We start from the raw sequence: 23,558 nt of genomic DNA on the forward strand, positions 1-23,558 counted from the left end.
GCCGCACCCTCAGATAGACCGTTATATGAAAACCCGAGCATAAGATATTTCATGGCAATGCCCTGTTTTATTTTATGCAGCAAGGCAGAGCCGTTATCACCCAATAAGGAAAGCTTTATGAGTCAATCCACTTATCAACCCCCCAAAGTTTGGCAATGGCAGCAAGCTAATGGAGGCGCCTTTGCTAATGTCAATCGCCCTATCGCGGGGGCGACGCATGATAAAGCTTTGCCCAAGGGAGAACATACTTTACAGCTGTATTCACTGGCCACACCGAATGGGGTTAAAGTCAGTATTTTATTAGAAGAGTTGTTGGCCGCAGGCTTTGAACAAGCAGATTATGATGCTTGGTTAGTGAATATTCGTGAGGGCGATCAATTTAGCAGTGGCTTTGTTGACGTTAACCCCAATTCTAAAATCCCCGCTCTGATGGATTATTCAACTACTCCGCCAACACGGTTGTTTGAATCTGCATCCATCATGCTGTATTTGGCAGAAAAATTTCAGGCATTTATACCCAAAGACACCTCAGCCCGTGCGCAAATGTTTAATTGGTTATTCTGGCAAATGGGCAGTACGCCCTTCTTAGGAGGTGGCTTTGGGCATTTTTATGTTTATGCTCCCGAGAAAATTGAATATGCCATAGATCGCTATGCTATGGAGACAAAACGGCAATTAGACGTATTAGATAAGCAGTTGGCCAACAATCAGTTTATTGCCGGTGAAGAATACACGATTGCGGATATGGCCATTTGGCCATGGTACGGTGCTTTAGTATTAGGCCGTTTGTATGATGCGGCAGAGTTTTTAAGTGTTGATAGCTACACTCATGTACGACGCTGGGCCAAGCAGATTGACGCGCGACCTGCGGTAAAGCGTGGTTATATTGTTAATCGTACTTTTGGACCTGAGCCGCATTTGGCTGAAAGACACAGCCAAGAAGATTTTAAAGTTTTTGGTTTGTAAAAAAAAGGCGCGTTAAGCGTAATACCCTCTAGGTTTAGCGTTTAGCGCCTTTTTTTACGTTGCATGATACCTTATTAAGTTTGAGCCGCGGTAAGCTGCTGCGCTTGTCTTGCTTGGTGCTGCAATTCATTTTGTAAACTTTCGGGTAAGGCTAATTGTTTGGCAAATTCATTTAGGTAACTGCGCTCCATAAAACTTTCTTCGTCAATTACCAATACGCTGGCAAGATACATTTCTACGGCGATGTCTCTGCTGGTCGCATATTTCGCCACATTGGCAGGATCTAAAGGTTGTTGTAATTGCTGATCAATAAAAGACAGTAACGCCTGATCGGCGGTTAGTTTAGCCACTTCGGTATCAATGATGTGTCGTTCACGATCATCAATATGACCATCTGCTTTGGCCGCGGCAATTAACGCAATTAAAATAGCTTTGCTGTGCTCATCGGCTTCTGCAGCACTCAGGTTTTCTAACGATTGTGCCGCAGGTGCTGTTTGCGTCTGCTCCGATTGCTGCCAACTTGTATAAGCTTTGTAAGCGAGTACACCAACCGCGGCTAAACCACCGTAAGTTAACACTTTACCGCCAAGCTTTCGGCCTTTTTTATTCCCTAATAGCAACCCTAAAGCACCACCAGCCAAGGCGGCACCGCCCTTACCTTTTAGCATGTCACTCACACCACCACTTGTTGCAGAACGGCTGTTATTTCCAAGCCCGGATTGCAGCAGTTTTTCTAAAAAGTTTTTATTAATCATCACAACATTCCCCCTCTCTCAGACACTTATTAGAGTGTTTAACGGTTAAAAGTTCCAGTGGGTTACTTTGGGCAATTGTTTGCTTGTCGATAGCCTTGCGCTTCAGCTTCTAAGACCGTATCAAAGCTCACGCGATTGCTTACCGCCATACTTAAATAATTAGGACAATCAGGTCGGTGATAGATTTTTGAGCGACGATTACCATAAATCGGCGTAACTGCCATGCTGGCACTAGGTGCTGCTGCAGCGAGTTGCTCTTTGACCACTAAACCATCCCCTCTCGTTTTATAACCCAGCGACCATTGCTCTGCCCCCGAAATAAAGGGATTGCTTCTGCCGGTTAACGCAGCGGTACGAGCATGTCGCTGTTGTTCAATTGCCGATACCGGATCTTGTAAATGCCACGCCATATACAATTGTTGATCCTGGCGACTGAGTGTCAGGTTATAACGGTCTGCCATATAAAATGCGACTCTGGCAATATCGCCACGAATAGTCATTTTCGGTTGAACTTTACGGTTTTGGGTATCGATTTTAATGTCGCATTGGCCAAATTGCGCGGTTAGTGTTGTGCTAACCATACCAAATGGTAGATCCGAGCGCAGACCATTAATTTGGCCAACCGCATATGTTAAATTAAATAAATCCGCTTCAATACGATTAAACAGCGGATCGTTTTGTTGGCAGTTTTTTCTGCCCCCCTTTTGCCAACACTGTAATTGTTTACCCACCCATGAGATTGGGATGATATGTTCTACTTCAGAGCGCGCCGCGCGAGCTAAGGTGGCGGCACTGGGTAAACCTTTTGGTGAATAAACCGCAAAACCACAAGCAGCATGATCAACTCTACCGCCACTGCGTCCTACCCAGCTGATAGGGCAATCGCAATAAAATGTTTGAGGTTTATCTTGATATACCTGTTTTAATAACACTTTCGCTTGTTCAAAATTGGTCGGTTCTGCGGCAAAGGCGAACACACTGAGCAACCCGCTTGCTAACAAGCCACTTGCGACTAACCATCTTGTTCTCATACTGACAACGACTCTACTGCGCGGGCCGAACGCGCAAAGCTGACTACCTATTTTGTGACGGCCAGCACAAAACAGCGTTACGTTGTACTTAGAGAACCCTTCAGAGAGCGAAGACAACTTAGGGAATGTTAACAGTTTTAGTGTTTAAAACGAAGCGAGTTAAATTGCGCGCGAAATATTGCAAATTAGCGTTTGGCTTGCCTTTTAAAACACGATATGCTGATAGAAATTGATACTTAAACGCTTACTAATAGTGATAATTTTTTTTCAGTCTGGGTTAACTGCTACATTAGAGATCAGTGATGATTCTTACATTGTCTGAACGGTATACTTATAGTATGAACAACGGGTCGAATTAAATGGATGTATTCCCCTGCATGCAGCATATTTTAAAAAGAGGGTTTCTATGCCTGATGCTGCTCTGCTCCCCAACTGTCTTAAGCCTTGATTATCAATTTAGTCCAATAGATGATCCACTGTTAGCACGACAAGCTTCTGTTTATGATATTAAAGCGGATAAACAAGGTCTTCTGTGGTTTTCCAGCGATACCGATGGTTTGATTCGCTTTGATGGTTACAGAAGCACCAATTGGTTGGTACCCGATTCAAACGAATATAACCGCCTAAATATCAACCGCATGGTGTTTACTGAACGTGGAGACATGTGGCTGGGTGGCTGGGGTGAAGGTTTATTCTTACTCAAACAGCAATCTAAAGAGCGCATTAATTTTAAAGCCGATAGCACTGATGACAATGCGTTAGCCTCTGATCGTGTTCAAGAAATATTTTCAGATAGCCAAGATCGTATTTGGATTGGCTCCGTAGGTGGTGTCAATATTATTTACCCTGAACAACCTTATCGCCTCACGCGTTTTGCGCTAAACCAGACCAATCATCCGTTAAATGGCCAGCGCATTTGGGGTATTACCGAATTTGATAATGCGATTTGGTTTGCCACTTCCAACGGTATCGTTAAACTCAATTCAGATCTGTCAACTTATACACAGCTCGATTTGCCTGCTTTAAATAAGTTGGTAGCCGATCGCGCTAGAGAAGTGCGAAATATTGCGAATATCAATAATCAGCTATGGGCACTTTCCTCTCAAGGCTTATTTCTTTACCAGGCAGCTTGCCAGTGTTTTACTGAAATAGAAACGCCAGAAGATTTGCCGACCCCTCGCGGTAATGTTTTAGCCGAATTAAGCCCTGGAAGATTGTGGGTGGGTGCCTCAGATGGCTTATATTTACTTGATATCCCATCACTGACTTGGCTAAAAAACAGTAACAATAACAATTACAATTTTTTACCTAATGCCGATGTACGCAGCTTACATCAGAACAGCAGTAAGCAATTATGGGTAGGCACGCGTGATCGCGGAATCTTTGTTGGTTTGGCACAACACTCGGTTTTTAAACCATTAGCTCTCACTATGCCAGCTACCTTGCAAGAAGCGGCGTTAAAACGCATAAGCGCGGTTTACCATGACAAAACGGGTAATCTTTGGCTTGCAACGCCCAATCAATTATTACGCCGTGATCCAAAACAGCAATGGCAAATATTTGATTTTGGCTGGCAAACTGGGATCCGTAAAGTTTTTAAGCTCTACAGCGATGCAAATGATGTGCTTTGGCTCGCTACCGATGTTGGTTTGTTCCATTTTAAAGATGAACAATTGACCCAAGAAACGCGTCCCTTTGATTTAGCTAATATTAATAGTACTGCCGTAACCGACCTCTTTATCAGTACTACCGGTACCTTCTATTTTAGTTTGTGGCAGCAAGGGATGTTAATCTGGCAATCTGATAAACAAGACGTAAAAATGGTTATCAGTGATATTCACGGTATCAATGGGGATTTAATTCATCAAATAAGTGTGCAAGACGGTTTACCACTCTATGCTGCCAGTCGCTACTCAGGCTTATTTGTTAACAATGCTGCGCAGGAGCGTTGGTCTCGGCTTACTCTGCCGATCCAAGATGATATTGATGGCTTTGGCTGTGCCTTACCCGAAGATAACGGCATCTTGTGGTTATGCTCTGAATACGGCTTGTGGCAATTTGATAAAACCAATAACAATTTGCTGCATTACATGCCAGAGCAGGGGTTACCTAGCCCATATATAAATAGTGCCTTTTTTGATGCACACGGCCAGCTTTGGGCTCTTACCAACAATGGTCCAGCTCGTTTTGATTCTCAACTCCAGCGTTTTGTTAGTTATGGTGTAGCCGATGGCTTACCCGATCTTACTATGCAGCGTAATGCCTATTCTATTTCTGCCGATGGCGAAATGGTGCTTGGGACCGCCATTGGTGCTGTGGTGCTGAATAACGAGCCAGAACAAGAAGTGTTTCAACCGCCGCGCCTGGTGCTTACCGAGTTGATTGTTGATGGTGTTGATTTAACGCGTGAGTTTGACGTCCTGAATGAAAATTTAGAATTACCCTATTCGTTTAACGAGCTGATTATTCGTTTTGCGGTATTGGATTATTGGGAGCCTGAGCTGAATAGCGCGCGAAGTCGACTCATTGGCTTATCTGATCAGTGGTCAGCACTGAATAATAGCCGTGAAATTCGCTATGTCAATTTGAAGCCAGGCAAGTTTCAATTAGAAATTGAAGGCCAAAACAGCCGTGGTTTTAACACCATAGCGCCATTACGCTTAACATTTAGTGTTGCGGCACCTTGGTATTATTCTGTGTGGATCTGGCTGTTGTTGATTGTGTCTTTACTGGCCTTGTTTGTGCTAATTGTTTGGTTACGCGAAGCCAGTTTACGCCGACAAAATGTTCGCTTACACGACTTAGTTAAACAGCGCACGCAAGAGTTAGAGTCGTTGGCAACACAATTGAAAAATCGGGCCGACCACGATCCATTAACAAATCTCTTAAATCGAGATGGGTTTGCTGAGAATTTCTCTCGCCTTTTAGCCCATGCTGCCCGTGAAAATCAAGCCGTTAGCCTGGTATTAGTTGATATTGATTACTTCAAAATGCTCAATGACCAATACGGTCATAATGCGGGCGATGTGGTGCTGCAGCATTTTGCCAAGTTATTAAGCCAGCGAATTCGTGGTACTGATATCGTGGGACGCTGGGGTGGCGAAGAGTTTGTCCTCGCCTTAGCGAATTGTAATGCTATGGATGCTAAGGTTTTTTGCCAGCAGTTTTTACAGCTCTTACAGCATGACGGTTGTAAGTATCAGGGCACACAACTCACCATCAGTGCCACTATGGGCATTGCCAGCTTGCCCTTATCTGTAAACTCACTGCAGCAATGGGTAAAGTATGCTGATGAGGCATTATATATCGGCAAAAATAATGGTCGCAATCAGGCGGTGATCGCTACTATACCAACTAATTTAACTTCAACCTGACGTGCAGCATTATTCGATCAGTTCCGATAAAGCGTAACTTTTACCTACGTAAACTTGCAAAACGCGCTTTAGTAGCCAATTAACACTGTCTTTAGCTAACCATCACACCGCTAACGTTAACTATAACGGCGTGATGGTGAGTAGATTAATTACTTACACGACGGTAGGAACGATACTGTGGCTGCCAAAAATTTTGTTCAATTTTTTGCTGTAGCACGTTATCGTCTATCTCTAGCGCTAAACCCTGCTGGATCGCCACTTTGGCAACCGCAAAAGCAATCTTCTTACTTAATTCTGCCAGCGCAGTGAAATTTGGTAATAACCCGCCCTGCCCGGTATTTGCCAGCGGTGAGTTCGCCGCTAAGGTTTCGCTGGCCGCTCGTAGCATGTCATCACTGATCAAACGGGCTTTTACAGCCAGCACGCCTAAGCCAATACCAGGGAAAATATAGCTGTTATTACATTGGGTGATCAGATGTTGCTTACCCTGATAAGTCACGGGGGCAAAAGGACTCCCCGTAGCAATAATCACGTCACCGTCAGTCCAATGAATCACTTGCTCTGGTGTGGCTTCGACCTGACGTGACGGATTACTCAATGGGAAAATAATCGGTGTGTCACAGCCTTTTTTCATGGCGCGGATCACTTGCTCGGTAAATAAGCCCGCTTGGCCAGACACCCCAATTAGGATAGTGGGCTTTGCACAGTGCATGACATCCAGTAAGCTTGGGTAATCGCCACTGAAGCTCCAATCACTGATCGCTTCGCTGCGTTGTACTAAGGCTTGTTGAAAATCACGTAAATCGGGCATCGTTTCGGTTAATAAACCAAAACGGTCGACCATGTAAATCTGGCTACGCGCTTGTGGCTCCGTTGCACCTTCTGCAACCATTTGGCTAATAATTTGTTCTGCAATACCACAACCGGCAGATCCCGCACCGACAAACACCACTTTTTGCTGATGCAACGACACGCCTTTAGAGCGGCAAGCGGCAAGTAAGGTTCCCACGGTAACGGCTGCTGTACCTTGAATATCATCATTAAAACAACATACCTGATCACGGTAGCGCTGCAGAATCGGCATGGCATTAGGCTGCGCAAAATCTTCAAATTGAATAATCGCATCAGGCCAACGTCGATTAACGGCAGTCATAAATAAATCAATAAATTCGTTATACTGTTCTTGCGCAACCCGTTTTTGCCGCAGGCCCATGTACATCGGATCATTTAACAGCTTTTCGTTATTGGTCCCGACATCCAGCATCACCGGCAACGTATAAGCCGGGCTAATACCACCACAAGCGGTATACAGCGATAGCTTACCGATGGAAATACCCATGCCGCCGATACCTTGGTCACCTAAACCTAGCACTCGCTCACCATCCGTTACGACAATAACTTTAACTTTCGCTTTAGTGGCATTGCGCAGCACATCGTCCAAATTGTAGCGATCGTCATAACTGATAAATAAGCCGCGCGAGCTGCGATAAATATCAGAGAATTGCTCACAAGCATCACCGACTGTGGGGGTATAGATAATGGGCAACATTTCTTCTAAATGCTGCTGCACTAAACGATAAAACAAGGTTTCATTGTTATCTTGGATCGCCCGTAAATAAATGTGCTTGTTGATGGCATCATCAAAACTGCGATACTGCAAATAACAACGACTAACCTGCTCTTCAATCGTTTCATAACGTGGTGGCAGTAAACCGGTTAAATTAAAGGTGGAGCGCTCTTCTCGGGTGAAAGCACTGCCTTTGTTTAATAATGGCGTTTCAAGTAATGCTGAGCCTGCGTAGCCTGTGTAAAGAGGACGCTTGTTTGATGGTATTACAGACATGATTTAATCCGAAAATGACCACTGCCACCTGTCGATGGCAGTAAATTGATTTAATAAATGGTGCTGATCCTAGGGTTTAAAATGGACAACACGAACAAGCCTTCGGTATTACAAAAATCGATCGCTTTAATCAAATCCGCCTGCGCCAGTTGCAGTACTTCTAATAAGTAGGGATCGACCAGCGTTTGCATATTATAAAGCTCAGGGTGCTGATTAGCTAAGGCTAAACGTACAGCAAGATGCACTACAAGCACATCAAGTGATCGCGCTTCATAATGGGTATTATTTTGCAGAGCAAGTGGCTCTACGATTGAATCAGGCAGCTGCCACATATTCAGTAATTCTGCACCGCAAGCGGCATAGCTAAAGCCAAGCAGTTTTTGTTGTAGTTGCCAGGGTTTCATTTCATCGGTGTATTCTTGACAAGCTGCAGCCACGTCAGCGTTTTGCTGCACAACGACTAACTCACCAATATTATGTAATAAACCAGAAACATAAGCGCGATCGGGATGTTTTAAGCCAATACGCTGTGCTAAATATTTAGCAATTAATGCCGCATTAACGCTTTGTTCCCAAAAACGTTCGGTGTCAATCGCTTGCGTGTTCAATTTGCTACAGGCGGTACTGATACCAATACTGAGGATCAAGTTATAGACCTGGGTTTTACCTAATACCAATAACGCTTTGTTGATGGTTTCAACTTGGTAAGGCAGACGATAAACCGCACTATTAGCCAGTTTTAGAATTTTTGACGTTAATACCGGATCAAGCAGAATGACATCGGCAATATCATCAAGATTTGCAGTGTCTGAATCCATAAGCTCTTTAACCCGGAAATAACTATCCGGTAAAGAAAACAGCTCTTGCACATTTTGCGCATACTGTAACGCATTCATTCGACCTTCTCCGTTTTAACCTACGCTTAGACACTACATAACCTACACTAAGGTAAGTATAAGTGTTACTTCAAGTTTTGATTTTACAAGGTTTTAGCTAAAATACTTAGGAATTTTAGCTCAGAAAGGCAAAAAGAGTGATAAAAACCGCCAACTGTGTATGTTTTACCCACAGTTAGCGGCCAAAAACTTAACCATAAATCTCAAATAAACCGGCATTAATCCATTGATGCGTGGCAATGGACGCCGCATAACCAAGAGCAATAACCGGCGCCCACTTTAAATGCCCAGAAAAGGTATAGTAACCTCGGGCTTGGCCCATTAAGGCCACCCCTGCCGCAGAGCCTATCGACAGTAAACTACCGCCTACCCCGGCGGTTAAGGTAATTAATAGCCATTGACCGTGTGACATCTCAGGTTGCATGGTCAGTACCGCAAACATCACCGGAATGTTATCGATCACGGCCGAGATCACGCCCAAGGCAATATTGGCATTTGTCGCACCCCATTGGGTATACAGAATATCAGACATCAAGCCAAGATAACCTAAAAAGCCCAAGCCCCCCACACACATCACGACACCGTAAAAAAACAATAAGGTATCCCACTCAGCGCGTTGTACTCGACTAAACACATCAAACGGCACAACGCCGCCTAAACGTTTTAAACGTTCCACATCACCGGTACGTTCAGCCATTGCTCTTTTGCGCGCCAATGAACCCGGTAATGTTTGCCGTAAAAAGTAGCCAAAAAATTGTAAATAACCCAAGCCCATCATCATACCCAGTACCGGGGGCAAATGCAGGAAGGTATGACAACTTACCGCAGTAGCAATGGTGATGAGAAATAAACTCACGATACGCAGTGCACCGCGCTTTAATTCCACTTCTTCTAATAACGCACTGGGTTGACGTTTTTCGACAAAAAAACTCATCACTATGGCCGGGACTAAGAAATTAACTAAAGATGGGATAAACAGTGCAAAGAATTCTTGAAAATGTAATAAACCAGCTTGCCACACCATCAGCGTAGTGATGTCACCAAACGGACTAAAAGCGCCCCCGGCATTAGCGGCGACCACAATATTGACACAGCATAAATTGATAAATTTTTTATCGCCTTCAGCCACTTTCATCACCACAGCACACATCAGCAAAGCCGTGGTCAGGTTATCTGCTACCGGTGAGATAAAGAAGGATAAAAAGCCGGTGATCCAGAACAGGTTTTGATAACTGAAGCCCTTTTTTATCATCCAAGAACGTAACGCATCAAATAAACGCCGCTCTTCCATTGCATTGATGTAGGTCATCGCTACTAATAAAAAAAGCATTAACTCAGCAAATTCGAGCAAATTATGCCGAAATGCCACCTGCGTGACTTCGGGTTGCCCCTGCTGAATATAAACCCAACCAATTAACATCCAAATTAAACCGGCCGCAACTAATACGGGCTTGGATTTGCGCATATGCAGTTTTTCTTCGCCCATCACCAGTGCATAAGCGATAACGAAAATACCGATACACACATAGCCAACCATCGATTGTGTCAGTTCTAGGTGCCCAGCTGCTGCCGCAAAGGCTGAGGGGGTAAGTAATAACAGCACGGCACAGCAGAAAACAGAAAGGAACTTTTGCATGCATAAACCTATTCGGGTTGCGTTTTAAAACAGATCCACGGTGGATCAGCCAATTTCAGTTAATAAAATATTGCACTTCTGGATGGCCAGAGTGCCAGATGAGTTGGCGGATTTCCACGATAAATTGCAAAATTAGACCAAAGTTTACTTTTTAGACAGAAAAAAAGGAGCCTCAGGCTCCTTTAATTACCGATGAAGATGGGCAGATTAAGCCACTAAGCTACGTAACATCCACGCATTTTTTTCATGTACTGTCATACGCTGCGTCAGCAGATCCAGCGTCACTTCATCTGAAGCGCCGTCTGCCACGGGCACAATAGAGCGAGCAGTCTTAGCAATGGCCTCTTGGCCTTTGACTAAGTCTTTAATCATCTCTTCCGCTGTTGGAATACCGTCTGCTTCTTTTAAACTGGTTAAACCGGCATAAGCTTTATAAGAGCCTGGCGCAAATTCACCTAAAGCCCGGATCCGCTCGGCGATATCATCCACGGCAACCGCTAACTCGGTGTACTGGGTTTCAAATAATGTATGCAGGGTTTGAAACATTGGACCCGTAACATTCCAATGATAATTATGTGTTTTCAGATACAGCGTATAAGTATCTGCCAGTAATACCGATAAACCGTGAGCAATGGCTTTACGCTGTTCTTCTTCAATACCTATATTGATCTTCATTTTCTATCCTTGGTTTAAGTGTTAATGCACAAGAAATGTTAGCCTATTAACAATGACATGGAGGCAAAATATTCAATATCAAGGGCTGGCATAATATAAACAGTTTATGCCAGCCGTTAAGTGGTTATTGTAAGGCGAGTTGTTGCGCCAGATATTCTTCGTAACTACCGGCAAAGTTACTCATCCCTTTGTCGGTGATTTCGATAATACGGCTGGCCAACGAAGAAACAAACTCACGGTCATGACTGACAAACAACAAGGTTCCTTTGTAATGCTCTAAGGCTAAGTTAAGTGACTCAATCGACTCCATATCTAAGTGGTTAGTCGGTTCATCCATCACCAAAATATTCGGTCTTAATAACATCAGTTTACCGAACAACATACGGCCTTGCTCACCACCCGATAACACTTTAACGGACTTTTTGATGTCATCTTGTGAGAATAGTAAACGTCCTAAAACACCACGAATCGCTTGCTCGTCATCTGAGGGTTGTTTCCATTGGCTCATCCAATCGAACAACGTCATGTCAGTTGCAAATTCATGTGCATGATCTTGCGCATAGTAACCAATACAGACGTTTTCAGACCATTTTACCGTACCGCTATCCAGTTTGAGATCACCCACTAAACACTTTAACAGGGTTGATTTACCGATACCGTTCGGGCCCAGGATGGCGACCTTTTCACCGACTTCGATGGTCATTTTTAACTTGCGTAATAGTTGTAATTCACCAAAGCTTTTGCTTAAGTCTTCCACTTCTAACGCTAAACGATACAATTGTTTTTGCTGTTCAAAACGAATAAACGGATTAACACGGCTAGAGGCTTTCACTTCTTCTAACTGAATTTTATCAATTTGTTTAGCGCGACTGGTGGCTTGTCGTGCTTTTGACGCATTGGCAGAAAAGCGGCTGACGAACGTTTGGAGTTCGGCAATTTGCGCTTTTTTCTTGGCATTATCCGATAACAAACGCTCACGTGTTTGCGTGGCGGCCGTCATGTATTCATCATAGTTGCCTGGGAATACGCGTAACTCGCCGTAGTCTAAATCAGCCATATGCGTACAGACGCTGTTTAAGAAGTGTCTATCGTGCGAGATGATGACCATGGTGGAATTACGCTCAGCCAACACGTTTTCTAACCAACGGATCGTATTAATATCCAAGTTGTTGGTAGGTTCGTCTAGCAACATGATATCGGGATCAGCAAATAACACCTGGGCCAATAACACACGTAATTTGAAGCCTGGCGCGACTGACGACATCAAACCATAATGCTGCTCAATCGGGATCCCCACGCCTAATAATAATTCACTGGCCCGCGATTCAGCAGAGTAGCCATCCATCTCACCAAAAGCGACTTCCAGATCGGCGACTTTCATGCCATCTTCTTCAGTCATTTCAGGCTCGGCATAAATACGATCGCGTTCTGACTTCACCGACCATAGCTCTGCATGCCCCATGATCACCGTATCAATAACGGTGTACTTTTCAAAGGCGAATTGATCTTGATGCAGTTTTGCTACGCGAAAGTTAGGCTCAACAAAAACATTACCCGCGCTAGGTTCAAGCTCGCGACTTAAAATCTTCATGAATGTCGACTTGCCGCAGCCGTTCGCGCCGATCAAACCATAACGATTGCCATCGCCAAATTTAATCGAAATATTTTCAAACAACGGCTTAGCGCCGAACTGCATGGTAATGTTATTGGTTGAAATCACAGAAAAGGGTCCGTTACAGGGTTAAAACAGCTAAAAATGGTGCGCTACTATACGTGTTTTGTCGGTAAAACTCAAAAGCACAGTGCTTTTAAATGTGCTTAAAACAAGAAACCGGCCTAAGCCGGTTTGTTGTTACCTTATTTTGCCTCGGCAACGGCTTTGGCCGTTAGCGCGGTAATGGTCGCCCAGTCTTTAGCATCGACTGCGCTATCAGGTACTATCCATGAACCGCCAACACAACTGACATTCGGTAGAGCCAGGTAATCATGATAGTTCTTCTCGTTAATTCCACCGGTAGGACAAAAACGAATATCGGCAAAAGGACCATAAATTGATTTTAGGTTCTTCACGCCCCCAGCAGCTTCTGCAGGGAAAAATTTAAAGTGGGTATAGCCTAAGACAGTGCCTTGCATTAACTCTGAAATGGTGGCGATGCCGGGGATCAGCGGAATACTGGATTCTTTGGCAGCAATTAACAAGTTTTCGGTTAATCCTGGGCTGATAGCAAATTTTGCACCTGCTGCAATGACTTGCTCTAATTGTTCTGCAGTGGTCACCGTACCGGCACCGACAACCGCCTCTGGCACTTCTTCAGCTAAAAGTTTAATGGCCGCTAACGCTTGTGGAGTGCGCAATGTCACTTCTAACACCTTAATACCACCAGCAATTAATGCTTTGGCTAACGGAACAGCGTCATTAATATCTTTAATAACGATTACTGGAACTACAGGACCCATAGCAAACAACACCGATGGTTGTAGTTGCCAATTAGAAAATGCCATAAATTAACCCGCCAATGTTTGTTTTAGATAAACCGCGGCACCCAATAAACCGGGTTGCTCGGCTGTAACAATGAAAACCGGTATTTGCCGGTTGAAGCCACTAAAGCGCCCTTTTGCATCAAATCGTTGACGAAATTCGCTGCGACCTAACAAGGGTAGAAGTTTCGGTACAATGCCTCCGGCCACGTATACGCCACCAAAAGTACTGAGTGTTAATGCTAAATTACCGGCTATGCTGCCAAGACTGGCATAAAATTGTTCAACTGTTGCTATGGCTAACGCTGAGCTGTTGCTGAGCGCTTGTTGGCCAATCTCACCGGCAGTTAAAGCGGGCGTGTCGATTTTTTGATAAGCCGCTAGCGCACGATAAATGGCTTCTAAGCCAGGGCCTGATAACAGGCGTTCTGGTGAAACATGACCATGTTCAGCAGCTAGTTGTTGATAAATAAACCACTCTTGTTCAGTTTGTGGCGCCCAATCAACATGGCCGCCTTCACCCGGTAACGGTATATACTTTTGGCCAAAAGGCACTAAATGCGCCACGCCTAAGCCCGTTCCGGCACCCAGCACGGCCATAGGCAGTGCTGGCTTCGCGGCTTCACCGCCAATCTGAATTTTTTGATCATCAGCCAACGCCGGTAATGACATGGCAACAGCGGTAAAGTCATTCATTAACAGCAGCGTATCTAACCCCAAGCCGGCTTGCATGGCCTTAATCGAAAATTGCCAATGAAAGTTCGTCATCCGAACTTCATCACCGTTAATGGGGCAAGCAATACCAATAGCAACATCTTTTAACGCAGTTAATCCTTGCTGCTGTTGATAGTGCGATAATGCATCGGCTAAGGTTGCAAAATCTGCACAAGGATAAACTGCGACTTTATCCAGCGCTAAGGTATCTAATGCAACTCGGCTGAAGCGGGCATTTGTGCCACCAATATCGGCGACGATGGCAAATTTACGAGTGTCAGCCATGCAGGTGTTCCTCCGTAATAAATAAGCTGCATGCACCCTGCTCAGCCCCAGTAAGTTGCTGACGCATGGCACCAAACATTTCACGGCCCATGCCGTATAAATTCGGTGCCATGTCTGCTACTGCAACCGGTCTTGCGGCAAACTCTTTGGCATCGACCAACACTTCTAACTTGCCACTTTCGCCATCCACTAACAGCATATCGCCGTTATTAATACGAGCAATGTTGCCGCCATCTAAGGCTTCTGGTGTGACGTGGATGGCTGCTGGTACTTTTCCTGACGCGCCCGACATTCGACCATCCGTTACCAAAGCCACTTTAAAACCTTTATCTTGTAACACCCCTAACGGTGGCGTTAACTTGTGTAGCTCTGGCATACCACAAGCTTTTGGACCTTGGAAACGCACTACAACAACACAGTCTTTGTCTAATTCACCGGCTTTAAACGCCGCGTCTAATTCATGTTGGCTGTGGAAAACGACTGCTGGCGCTTTAACAATTTCGGTGCCTGGACGCAGTGAAGAGGTTTTCATGACGCTGCGACCGACATTACCGGATAACACTTGTAAGCCACCATGAGCTTTAAAGGGTTTGTCCACTGAGGTTAAAACATCATCATCAGATGATTGCTCGGGACCATCCACCCAAACTAATTTGCCGTCTTGTAATACCGGAACTTGGGTATAACGACGTAGCCCTGGGCCCGCAATCGTTTGCACATCTTCGTGTAATAAGCCGGCATCTAATAAAGTGCTTATCAAGTACGCCATACCACCGGCATATTGGAAATGGTTAATATCTGCTTGGCCGTTCGGGTAAATGCGCGTTAACAACGGCGTCGCATCTGACAGCTCAGCAAAATCATCCCAATTCACAATAAAACCGGCTGAACGCGCAACCGCAATCAGGTGCATAGTGTGATTAGTTGAACCACCCGTGGCTAACAGACCCACGATACCGTTAACAATGGCTTTTGCATCAACCAATTTACCGATAGGTAAATAGTCATTACCTAGCGCTGTTAAACGCGTTACTTGACGAGCTGCCGCCTTGGTTAATTCATCACGTAACGGGGTGTTGGGGTTAACAAAAGACGAGCCAGGTAAATGCAGGCCCATCATTTCTACCACTAATTGATTCGAGTTGGCCGTGCCGTAGAAAGTACAGGTTCCAGCAGAGTGATAAGACGCGGCTTCCGCTTCTAATAGCTCCTCTTTACCCACTTTTCCTTCAGCATAAAGCTGACGTACGCGCGCTTTTTCTTTATTTGGGATCCCTGATGGCATCGGGCCGGCAGGAACAAACACAAAAGGTAAATGACCAAAACTCAACGCTGCCATTAATAAACCCGGAACGATTTTATCGCAGATCCCGAGCATTAAGCCGCCATCAAACATATTGTGTGATAAGCCTACCGCAGCAGACATCGCAATAATGTCGCGGCTGAGTAAACTTAATTCCATGCCAGGTTGGCCTTGGGTGACACCGTCACACATGGCAGGAACACCGCCAGCAAACTGGGCAACACTGCCGATCTCATTAACGGCTTTTTTAATGATGTCTGGATACGTTTGATAAGGTTGATGCGCCGACAACATATCGTTATAAGACGAGATAATGCCAATATTAGCTTTAGTTAGACTGCGTAAATCCGCTTTATCGCTGGCACTACAGGCAGCAAAACCGTGTGCTAAGTTACCGCAACTCAAGACACCACGGTGTGGGCCCTGTTGACGGGCTTGCTCTAACCGTTCTAAATAAATAGCACGACTTTTACTACTGCGGGCGATAATACGATCGGTAACTTTCTGAATCACTGGATTCATAACTAAAACCTCTATTGCGGTGCGTACATCACATCAATGCTGATGGATGGATGCTGTAAGAATGCTCGAATGGGCATTTCCATTGGATCGGTGTCGGCTAATGCTTGTTGTAAAACCGGATATTTGTTTTCACCCACTAAGTGCAGAAAAATATGCCGACTGTCTAACAAACGCGCTTTGCTTAAACTGATCCGTTGATAAGGAGCACTGGTGGGCTCTGTAGCCAGAACCGCCGGTGCATCATCAGCTAAACCTGCAGCCAACTGTTGGCTGCACGGAAACAATGATGCCGTATGACCATCTTCACCCATGCCTAAAATAACGGCATCAAACGTAGGCAAAGCCGCAACACGGGGCAAAATCTGCGGTACAGCAGCAAACGCATCCGCGGCTTCGGCATATAAACTAATAAAGTGTGCTTTAGCCGCATGCTGTTGTAATAAATTAGCCTTAACTAACCGCTCGTTGCTGTGCTCAGCACTGGTGGGTAAATAACGATCATCGGCCAATAAAATGGTCACTTTATCCCAAGCTAGCTCCGTATTGGCCAAAGTGCTAAATAACGCTAATGGCGTACGGCCCCCCGAAACAACCAGCGTTGCTTGACCACGTTCGGCTATCGCCGTGCTGAGAATCGTCAATAGTTGCTGGGCAAAGGCTTGGTTTAAAGCGTTGCTATCAGAAAACGTTTGTAAATTCATGCTTATTCGTCCCAATTACGATCGTCACGTGCCATCATCGAGATAGACGAAACGGGGCCCCAAGTACCGGCTTGATAGGCCTTCGGTGGCTCATTGGTGTTTTTCCAAGCGTTGATAATACCGTCAACCCATTGCCAGGCTTGTTCAACCTCATCACGACGCACGAACAAGTACTGGTTACCCAGCATCGCTTCAAGTAACAACCGTTCGTAGGCATCTGCAATACGCTGTGATTTAAAGGTTTCATCGAAACTTAAATCTAGCTTACTTTGTTGTAAGCGCATGCTTTCGCCAAGACCTGGGATCTTATTCATTACCTGAATTTCGACCCCTTCATCTGGCTGTAAACGAATAATTAATTTGTTGGCTGGTAAATCGCGGTAAGTGGCTTTAAAAATATTGTGCGGTTGTGGCTTAAAGCAAATCACCACTTCGCTGTGTTTCTTCGGCATGCGCTTGCCCGTTCTTAAATAAAACGGCACACCGGCCCAACGCCAGTTATCAATATCCACCCTTATCGCCACAAAAGTCTCGGTTTTACTGTTGGGCCTAGCGCCCTCTTCTTCTAAATAACCGGGTGCGGCTTGGCCCGCCGCAAAACCCGCCGAATACTGACCACGTACGGTTTTTTCTTGTACGTTACTGTCATCAATTCGACGTAAGGCTTTCAATACTTTTAATTTTTCATCTCGAATGCTGTCTGCATCTAAGCGTGCAGGCGGCTCCATGGCAATCAGTGACAACACTTGTAATAAATGGTTTTGCACCATGTCGCGCATTTGACCGGCATCATCGTAGTAGCTCCAGCGGCCTTCTACGCCGACCTCTTCAGCCACGGTGATCTGCACATGATCAATGGCATTGTGATCCCAGTTAGAAGCAAAAATAGCATTCGCAAAACGCAGGGCTAATAAGTTAAGTACCGTTTCTTTACCTAAGTAATGATCGATACGATAAATTTGGCACTCTTTAAAATGCTCAGCCACTTGATCGTTAATCACATAAGACGATTGCAAATCGTGACCAATCGGTTTTTCAAGCACCACTCGCGATGGCTCTGCGGCTAAACCTGCTTCTGCTAAACCCCGACACAAATCGCCAAATAATGAAGGAGGAGTAGCAAAATAACTCACGGGTACACGTTTGGTGATATCCACCACCTCAGCTAACTTTTTATAATCAGCCGTTTCTTTTAAATCGATAGAAACATAATGCAGCTTTTTAGATAAGGTCTCCCAAACGGTTTCATCTAGGGTTTCTTTTTTTAAGAAGCGCGTTAGGTTGCTTTTAACCAGTTCAATATAGGCAGCGTTATCTAAATCATCACGCGCTACCCCAATAATACGGGAGTCTGCGGCTAATAAACCGGCTTTCTCAAGTTGATATAATGCGGGCAACAATTTTCTGCGAGCAAGATCGCCCTTGGTGCCAAATAGAATAAGATCACATGCCTGGTTTTGCTTGGAGGTTGTCATAACTCAGCCTTAAAAGATGTAATTTTACAACACTTACCCCATACTAACGGAGAGAATGTCGCTTGTAAACGCCATATAATGTAATTTAATTACAGAACTGTTCAAAATTTAACTAAAGTAGTATTATAGTGCAGGTTTTATCCTATTCCTCAGGTTTTGTGGTAAATTTAATACTGTTTTGTCGGCACAATTGAAATAAAACAGTATAACCGACAGATCATTAAACTTAAAAAAACTCACCTCGACCTTACGAGGAATGATAAGTGCAGGTAGCAGCGAATGAACGTACTTGAAAAAATTATTAATAGCGTCAATAACTTCAGCAAATCCGAACGCAAAGTTGCAGACGTTATTCTGGCGAATCCTCAAACCACTATTCATAGCAGCATTGCTTCTTTAGCAAAATTAGCAGATGTGAGTGAGCCCACCGTTAATCGCTTTTGCCGTCGACTCGATACCAAAGGTTTTCCTGATTTTAAACTACACTTGGCACAAAGTCTTGCTAATGGTACGCCGTATGTGAACCGGCATGTCGAAGAAGAAGATGGCCCAGAGGCTTACACGGCCAAAATTTTTGAATCGACTATGGCTGCACTGGATACTGCACGGCAACGAGTAGATATTAGCGCCATTAACCGTGCGGTCGATGTCTTAACCCAAGCAAAGAAAATTTCATTTTTTGGCCTTGGGGCTTCTGCCTCGGTAGCCCATGATGCACAAAACAAATTTTTTCGGTTTAACGTTCCGGTGGTTTGCTTTGATGACATCGTCATGCAACGTATGTCGGCAATTAACAGCTGTGATGGAGAGGTGGTCGTGTGTATCAGCCACACGGGTAGAACGAAAAACCTGTGTGATATCGCAGCGATAGCACGTGAAAACGATGCAACTGTTATTGGTATTACGGCTTATGACAGCCCGTTAGCTAAAGAATGTACCTTGGTGCTTTCTCTCGATGTACCCGAAGATACCGACATGTATATGCCAATGGCTTCGCGGGTCGCGCAACTGGTATTAATTGATATTTTAGCGACCGGCTTTACCTTAAGACGTGGCAGTAAGTTTCGAGAAAACTTAAAGAAAGTCAAAGATAGTTTGCGTGGTTCGCGCTTTGATAAAAAAGATCAAATCAGCTAAGCGTTGAAATATGATCGTTTTTGTAATTTTAATTCAGTTTTCTGCTAGGTTATGTAATAAAATTACATTAGACTAAGCAGTAAGCTATTCACAGCTTCAACAGCAGGAGTTTTCGATGCTCAGAAGAACTAAAATCGTCGCCACCCTCGGTCCCGCAACGAATACGCAAGCTATCCTAGAGAAATTGATCAGCGCTGGTGCCAGCGTTTTTCGTTTAAACTTTTCTCACGGAACGGCAGAAGATCACAAGCAACGTGCTGAGATGGTGCGAGCTGCCGCGGCTAAGTTAGGCGCCAATGTCGCGATCTTAGGCGATCTACAAGGCCCTAAAATTCGGGTTTCAACCTTTAAAGATGGCGCTATTATGCTAGAAGAAGGTCAAACCTTCGTGCTAGATGCCACTTTAGGTAAAGGTGAAGGCGATAACACGCAAGTGGGTATCGATTACAAGCAACTGCCTCAAGATGTCGTTGCCGGCGACTTACTACTGCTAGATGATGGCCGTATTGTATTAAAAGTAAACGACGTGCAAGGCGAGCGCGTGATCACTGAAGTCACTATCGGTGGTAAATTAAGTAACAATAAAGGGATCAACCGCCAAGGTGGTGGTTTAACCGCCCCTGCCCTGACTGAAAAAGACAAACGCGACATTATTACTGCCGCTGAAATTGATGTTGATTACCTTGCCGTCTCTTTCCCGCGTTCTGGTGATGATTTACGTTATGCCCGTGAACTTGCCGTGGCAGCAGGCTCTGAAGCCCGCATTATGGCAAAAGTAGAACGTGCTGAAGCCGTTGCCGATGATGAAACCCTCGACGATATCATTCGTGCTTCTGACGCCGTGATGGTTGCACGTGGCGATCTGGGTGTTGAGATAGGCGATGCTGAACTGGTTGGCCAACAAAAACGCATTATCGCGCGTTCACGTCAATTAAATCGCATTGTGATCACCGCAACGCAAATGATGGAAAGCATGATCGAAAGCCCGATGCCAACGCGTGCAGAAGTCATGGACGTGGCCAATGCTGTGTTAGATGGTACTGACGGTGTCATGTTATCTGCTGAAACTGCTGCAGGTAAATATCCCATTGAAACCGTCAAAGCCATGGCGCGCGTTTGTATTGGTGCTGAAAAACACCCATCAGTGCAAAGCTCTAAGCATCGAATGAACTTAAACTTCACAGAAGTCAGTGAAACTATTGCATTGTCTGCGATGTATGCGGCAAACCATTTACCAGGAATTAAAGCCATTATTGCGTTAACTGAATCAGGCTATACTGCGAAGTTGATGTCTCGTATCACCTCACCACAGCCTATTTATGCGCTATCGCGCCATACCAAAACCCTGAACAAAATGGCGATGTATCGTGGTGTTTATCCCGTGCATTTTGACAGCACCGAAGTAGAAGCCTTGTCTTTAGCTGATGAAGCCATCAAGGTGATCAGAGAGAAAGCCGGTTTAAAATCAGGTGACTTAGTCATTATGACGCACGGCGATGTGATGTTACAGGTTGGCGCGTCTAATACCTGCCGCATTGTGACCGTTAAATAAGTTTTTGTATCATTAGCAAAGGCCCTGCAATGCAGGGCCTTTTTGTTTAGCGTGTTTAATATTTTGGTCGTTGTCTTGTGTCATAACACATCGCGTTGTAGTTTTCTCACACGGCGTGCTTCGCGATATTGTACGAACTGCGGTGCTAAAGCCGTTAAAGCAGAGCCCATTACCACTAGGATAGCGCCTAACCAAGACCAAATATTCAGTTGCTGTGGCACCAACAACGTCGGCCAAATTGCGGCGACCACATTGGCACTTAAAATGGTAATTAACGGCGTAATAGCCAGTACCGCACTGACCTTCGAGGCTTCCCAATGGTGTAAGGCTTCGGCAAAAGCGCCATAAGCTACCACCGTGTTTAAACAACAAAACAGCAGCAATGACCATTGCAGTACACTTAATTGCCCCAGTGGCGTGAAGTCTGATACCGGAATAAAAGCAATACTCCCGGCAAAGTAAATCAGATACATAATTTGCTTAGAACTGTAACTGACCAACAACTGTTTTTGCGCCAACGCATAGGCGGCCCAGGTAATGGCCGCAAAAATGACTAAGATCACTCCAAGCGTTTCATTGCTGGCCTGCACAATTAAACTGAGCAGCCGCTCGTTAAAAAATAATAACAAGCCACTGACCAACAATATGGCGCCTACGCGTTGCCAGAGTAACAAACGTTCTTTAAAAATAATAATACCGCCAAGCATCATTAAAAATGGCGCTAATTGTATTAAGGTTTGCGCGGTTTCTGCGGTTAAGTTATTCAGACCAGATAAATATAAAATGTAGTTTAGCAGCAAACCCACCACGGCAATGGCCATTAAGATAAAGATTTTGCGCTGTTTCATTAACGCCAATGACGGCAACTTACCTCTTAGTCCAAGCCAAACCCCTACCATCAAAGCCGCAAACAAAAAACGAATAGCAGTAATGGTATTGGTGGTAAATACCTCCAATAGCACTTTTAATGCGATGGGTAATACCCCCCACAGCACGGCGGTGGTTAAGGCGAGTAAGAAACCGATCAAGGTTTTACCGGTAATTTGATGCATGCCGCAGGTTTTCCTAAACAAAATAACGAATCAACAAGAAGGGTTTATATTGTCGCTTAAAACTCGGCCTACTGTCGCGGTGTTTCTATCAAATTGCGATAAATCAAAGTAAATTAGAGATCTGTCGTTATAATCAAGGCTTATGGCAAAGGAGAATAATTATATGGCTACGATTAAGCGGATTGCATTACTGACCTCAGGCGGAGATGCGCCAGGAATGAACGCCGCCATCCGAGCCGTGGTGCTAACGGCGGCGGCGTGTCGTATCGAAGTGATCGGCTTTGAGCACGGCTACATCGGTTTATTAGAACAAGAATACCGCACCTTACTACCGCAGCATGTGCATAATATTATTCAACGCGGCGGCACCATATTAAAAAGTGCACGTTGCCCTGCTTTGCAAACGCCAGAAGGCCCCAAACTGGCCGCCGATAACCTACAGCAATTGAATATCGATGCCTTAATTGTGATTGGTGGCGATGGTAGTTTTCGAGGTGCCTTGGAAATTGCCCGGTATTATGATGGGCAAATTATTGGCGTGCCCGGCACCATTGATAATGATGTTGATGGCACCACCAACACCATTGGTTATGCCACAGCCATTGATACAGCACTGGATGCTATTGATAAAATTCGCGATACAGCCGATGCCTTTGAACGTATTTTTCTGGTGGAACTGATGGGGCGTCACAGCGGTTATATCAGTTTAGCCGCAGGGATTGCCGGCGGTGCCGAGCAAATTATTTGCCCTGAGTTTAGTCAAATCACGCCCAAAGATTTACGTCAAATCACCACGCCAATACAGCATGCTCAACTGTTAATGGGCAAAGCCAGTTACATTATTGTGGTGGCTGAAAACAGTTACCCTGGCGGCACCACCGCGCTGGCTGAAGCATTAACTAAAGCGATTGGTATTGAATGTCGCGCCTGTATTTTGGGGCATATTCAACGTGGCGGCAGCCCGGTTGGCGCAGATCGCATCTTAGCCACTAAACTGGGTGCTTATGCAGTGGAAGCCTTACAACAAGGGGCGCATTTACAAATGGCCGGTGAAGTACACGGTGAGGTAACCCTATACCCACTGGCTAAAACCGGCGATCGCACTAAGGCGATTGATCCTTACTTAGTGCGCTGGCAACAGCAAGTGGGCAGTTATTAAAGGG

At 45.0% G+C, this 23,558-nt stretch carries 18 protein-coding genes; 5 read left to right on the forward strand and 13 right to left on the reverse strand.

What is annotated here, in order from left to right:
* Positions 1-117: 117 nt before the first annotated feature.
* Positions 118-966: a glutathione-dependent disulfide-bond oxidoreductase gene (gene yghU, locus ACUJFL_RS10325; protein ID WP_445427405.1), complete on the forward strand. Its 849-nt coding sequence runs from the start codon at positions 118-120 to the stop codon at positions 964-966.
* Positions 967-1,040: 74 nt separating this feature from the next.
* On the opposite strand, the gene ACUJFL_RS10330 is transcribed toward yghU, so the two are convergent.
* Together ACUJFL_RS10330 and ACUJFL_RS10335 are read right to left on the reverse strand one after the other, a co-directional pair.
* The gene (locus tag ACUJFL_RS10330) at positions 1,041-1,721 is read right to left on the reverse strand and encodes a tellurite resistance TerB family protein (RefSeq protein WP_445429079.1); all 681 of its coding nucleotides are present in this window, start codon (positions 1,719-1,721) and stop codon (positions 1,041-1,043) included.
* 62 nt (positions 1,722-1,783) lie between these two features.
* Positions 1,784-2,752, reverse strand: a complete 969-nt coding sequence (locus ACUJFL_RS10335) for an endonuclease (RefSeq protein WP_445427406.1) — start codon at positions 2,750-2,752, stop codon at positions 1,784-1,786.
* A gap of 377 nt (positions 2,753-3,129) precedes the next feature.
* Here ACUJFL_RS10335 and ACUJFL_RS10340 point away from each other — a divergent pair, with 377 nt between their 5' ends.
* Positions 3,130-6,126 carry a diguanylate cyclase gene (locus ACUJFL_RS10340; RefSeq protein ID WP_445427407.1) on the forward strand — a complete coding sequence of 999 codons (2,997 nt, stop codon included), beginning with the start codon at positions 3,130-3,132 and terminating at the stop codon, positions 6,124-6,126.
* Between the two features lie 145 nt (positions 6,127-6,271).
* Here ACUJFL_RS10340 and ACUJFL_RS10345 read toward each other — a convergent pair whose 3' ends face one another.
* The 10 genes from ACUJFL_RS10345 to zwf form a co-directional block, all read right to left on the reverse strand.
* Positions 6,272-7,969 (reverse strand): NAD-dependent malic enzyme, encoded by a 1,698-nt coding sequence (locus ACUJFL_RS10345; RefSeq protein WP_445427408.1) that lies wholly within the window; start codon positions 7,967-7,969, stop codon positions 6,272-6,274.
* A 50-nt stretch (positions 7,970-8,019) separates the two neighbouring features.
* Positions 8,020-8,865, reverse strand: a complete 846-nt coding sequence (locus tag ACUJFL_RS10350; RefSeq protein WP_226752217.1) for an HDOD domain-containing protein — start codon at positions 8,863-8,865, stop codon at positions 8,020-8,022.
* Positions 8,866-9,055: 190 nt separating this feature from the next.
* The gene (nhaD, locus tag ACUJFL_RS10355; RefSeq protein ID WP_445427409.1) at positions 9,056-10,501 is read right to left on the reverse strand and encodes a sodium:proton antiporter NhaD; all 1,446 of its coding nucleotides are present in this window, start codon (positions 10,499-10,501) and stop codon (positions 9,056-9,058) included.
* A 207-nt stretch (positions 10,502-10,708) separates the two neighbouring features.
* Entirely contained in the window at positions 10,709-11,176 is a 468-nt protein-coding gene (locus tag ACUJFL_RS10360; protein ID WP_445427410.1) for a Dps family protein, read from the reverse strand.
* A 124-nt stretch (positions 11,177-11,300) separates the two neighbouring features.
* Positions 11,301-12,896 carry an ABC-F family ATPase gene (locus ACUJFL_RS10365; RefSeq protein ID WP_226752214.1) on the reverse strand — a complete coding sequence of 532 codons (1,596 nt, stop codon included), beginning with the start codon at positions 12,894-12,896 and terminating at the stop codon, positions 11,301-11,303.
* 137 nt (positions 12,897-13,033) lie between these two features.
* Entirely contained in the window at positions 13,034-13,678 is a 645-nt protein-coding gene (locus tag ACUJFL_RS10370) for a bifunctional 4-hydroxy-2-oxoglutarate aldolase/2-dehydro-3-deoxy-phosphogluconate aldolase (protein ID WP_226752213.1), read from the reverse strand.
* A 3-nt stretch (positions 13,679-13,681) separates the two neighbouring features.
* A complete protein-coding gene (locus tag ACUJFL_RS10375) occupies positions 13,682-14,653 on the reverse strand; it encodes a glucokinase (protein WP_445427411.1) in 972 nt (323 codons plus the stop codon).
* A complete protein-coding gene (gene edd / locus ACUJFL_RS10380; protein ID WP_445427412.1) occupies positions 14,646-16,478 on the reverse strand; it encodes a phosphogluconate dehydratase in 1,833 nt (610 codons plus the stop codon). Before edd ends, ACUJFL_RS10375 begins: the two co-directional genes overlap by 8 nt.
* A gap of 11 nt (positions 16,479-16,489) precedes the next feature.
* Positions 16,490-17,179, reverse strand: coding sequence for a 6-phosphogluconolactonase (gene pgl, locus ACUJFL_RS10385; RefSeq protein WP_226752210.1), 690 nt, complete (start codon positions 17,177-17,179; stop codon positions 16,490-16,492).
* Between the two features lie 2 nt (positions 17,180-17,181).
* Entirely contained in the window at positions 17,182-18,654 is a 1,473-nt protein-coding gene (gene zwf, locus ACUJFL_RS10390; RefSeq protein WP_226752209.1) for a glucose-6-phosphate dehydrogenase, read from the reverse strand.
* A gap of 279 nt (positions 18,655-18,933) precedes the next feature.
* On the opposite strand from zwf, the gene ACUJFL_RS10395 reads away from it, so the two are divergent.
* Together ACUJFL_RS10395 and pyk are read left to right on the forward strand one after the other, a co-directional pair.
* Positions 18,934-19,791 carry a MurR/RpiR family transcriptional regulator gene (locus ACUJFL_RS10395; protein WP_226752208.1) on the forward strand — a complete coding sequence of 286 codons (858 nt, stop codon included), beginning with the start codon at positions 18,934-18,936 and terminating at the stop codon, positions 19,789-19,791.
* Positions 19,792-19,906: 115 nt separating this feature from the next.
* Entirely contained in the window at positions 19,907-21,343 is a 1,437-nt protein-coding gene (gene pyk / locus ACUJFL_RS10400; RefSeq protein ID WP_229585668.1) for a pyruvate kinase, read from the forward strand.
* Positions 21,344-21,423: 80 nt separating this feature from the next.
* Here pyk and ACUJFL_RS10405 read toward each other — a convergent pair whose 3' ends face one another.
* A complete protein-coding gene (locus ACUJFL_RS10405; protein ID WP_445424787.1) occupies positions 21,424-22,395 on the reverse strand; it encodes a DMT family transporter in 972 nt (323 codons plus the stop codon).
* A 163-nt stretch (positions 22,396-22,558) separates the two neighbouring features.
* On the opposite strand from ACUJFL_RS10405, the gene ACUJFL_RS10410 reads away from it, so the two are divergent.
* On the forward strand, positions 22,559-23,554 hold the full coding sequence (locus tag ACUJFL_RS10410) for a 6-phosphofructokinase (protein ID WP_226752205.1): 996 nt from the start codon (positions 22,559-22,561) through the stop codon (positions 23,552-23,554).
* Positions 23,555-23,558 lie beyond the last annotated feature (4 nt).

This window comes from Alishewanella sp. HL-SH05 (assembly GCF_052655985.1).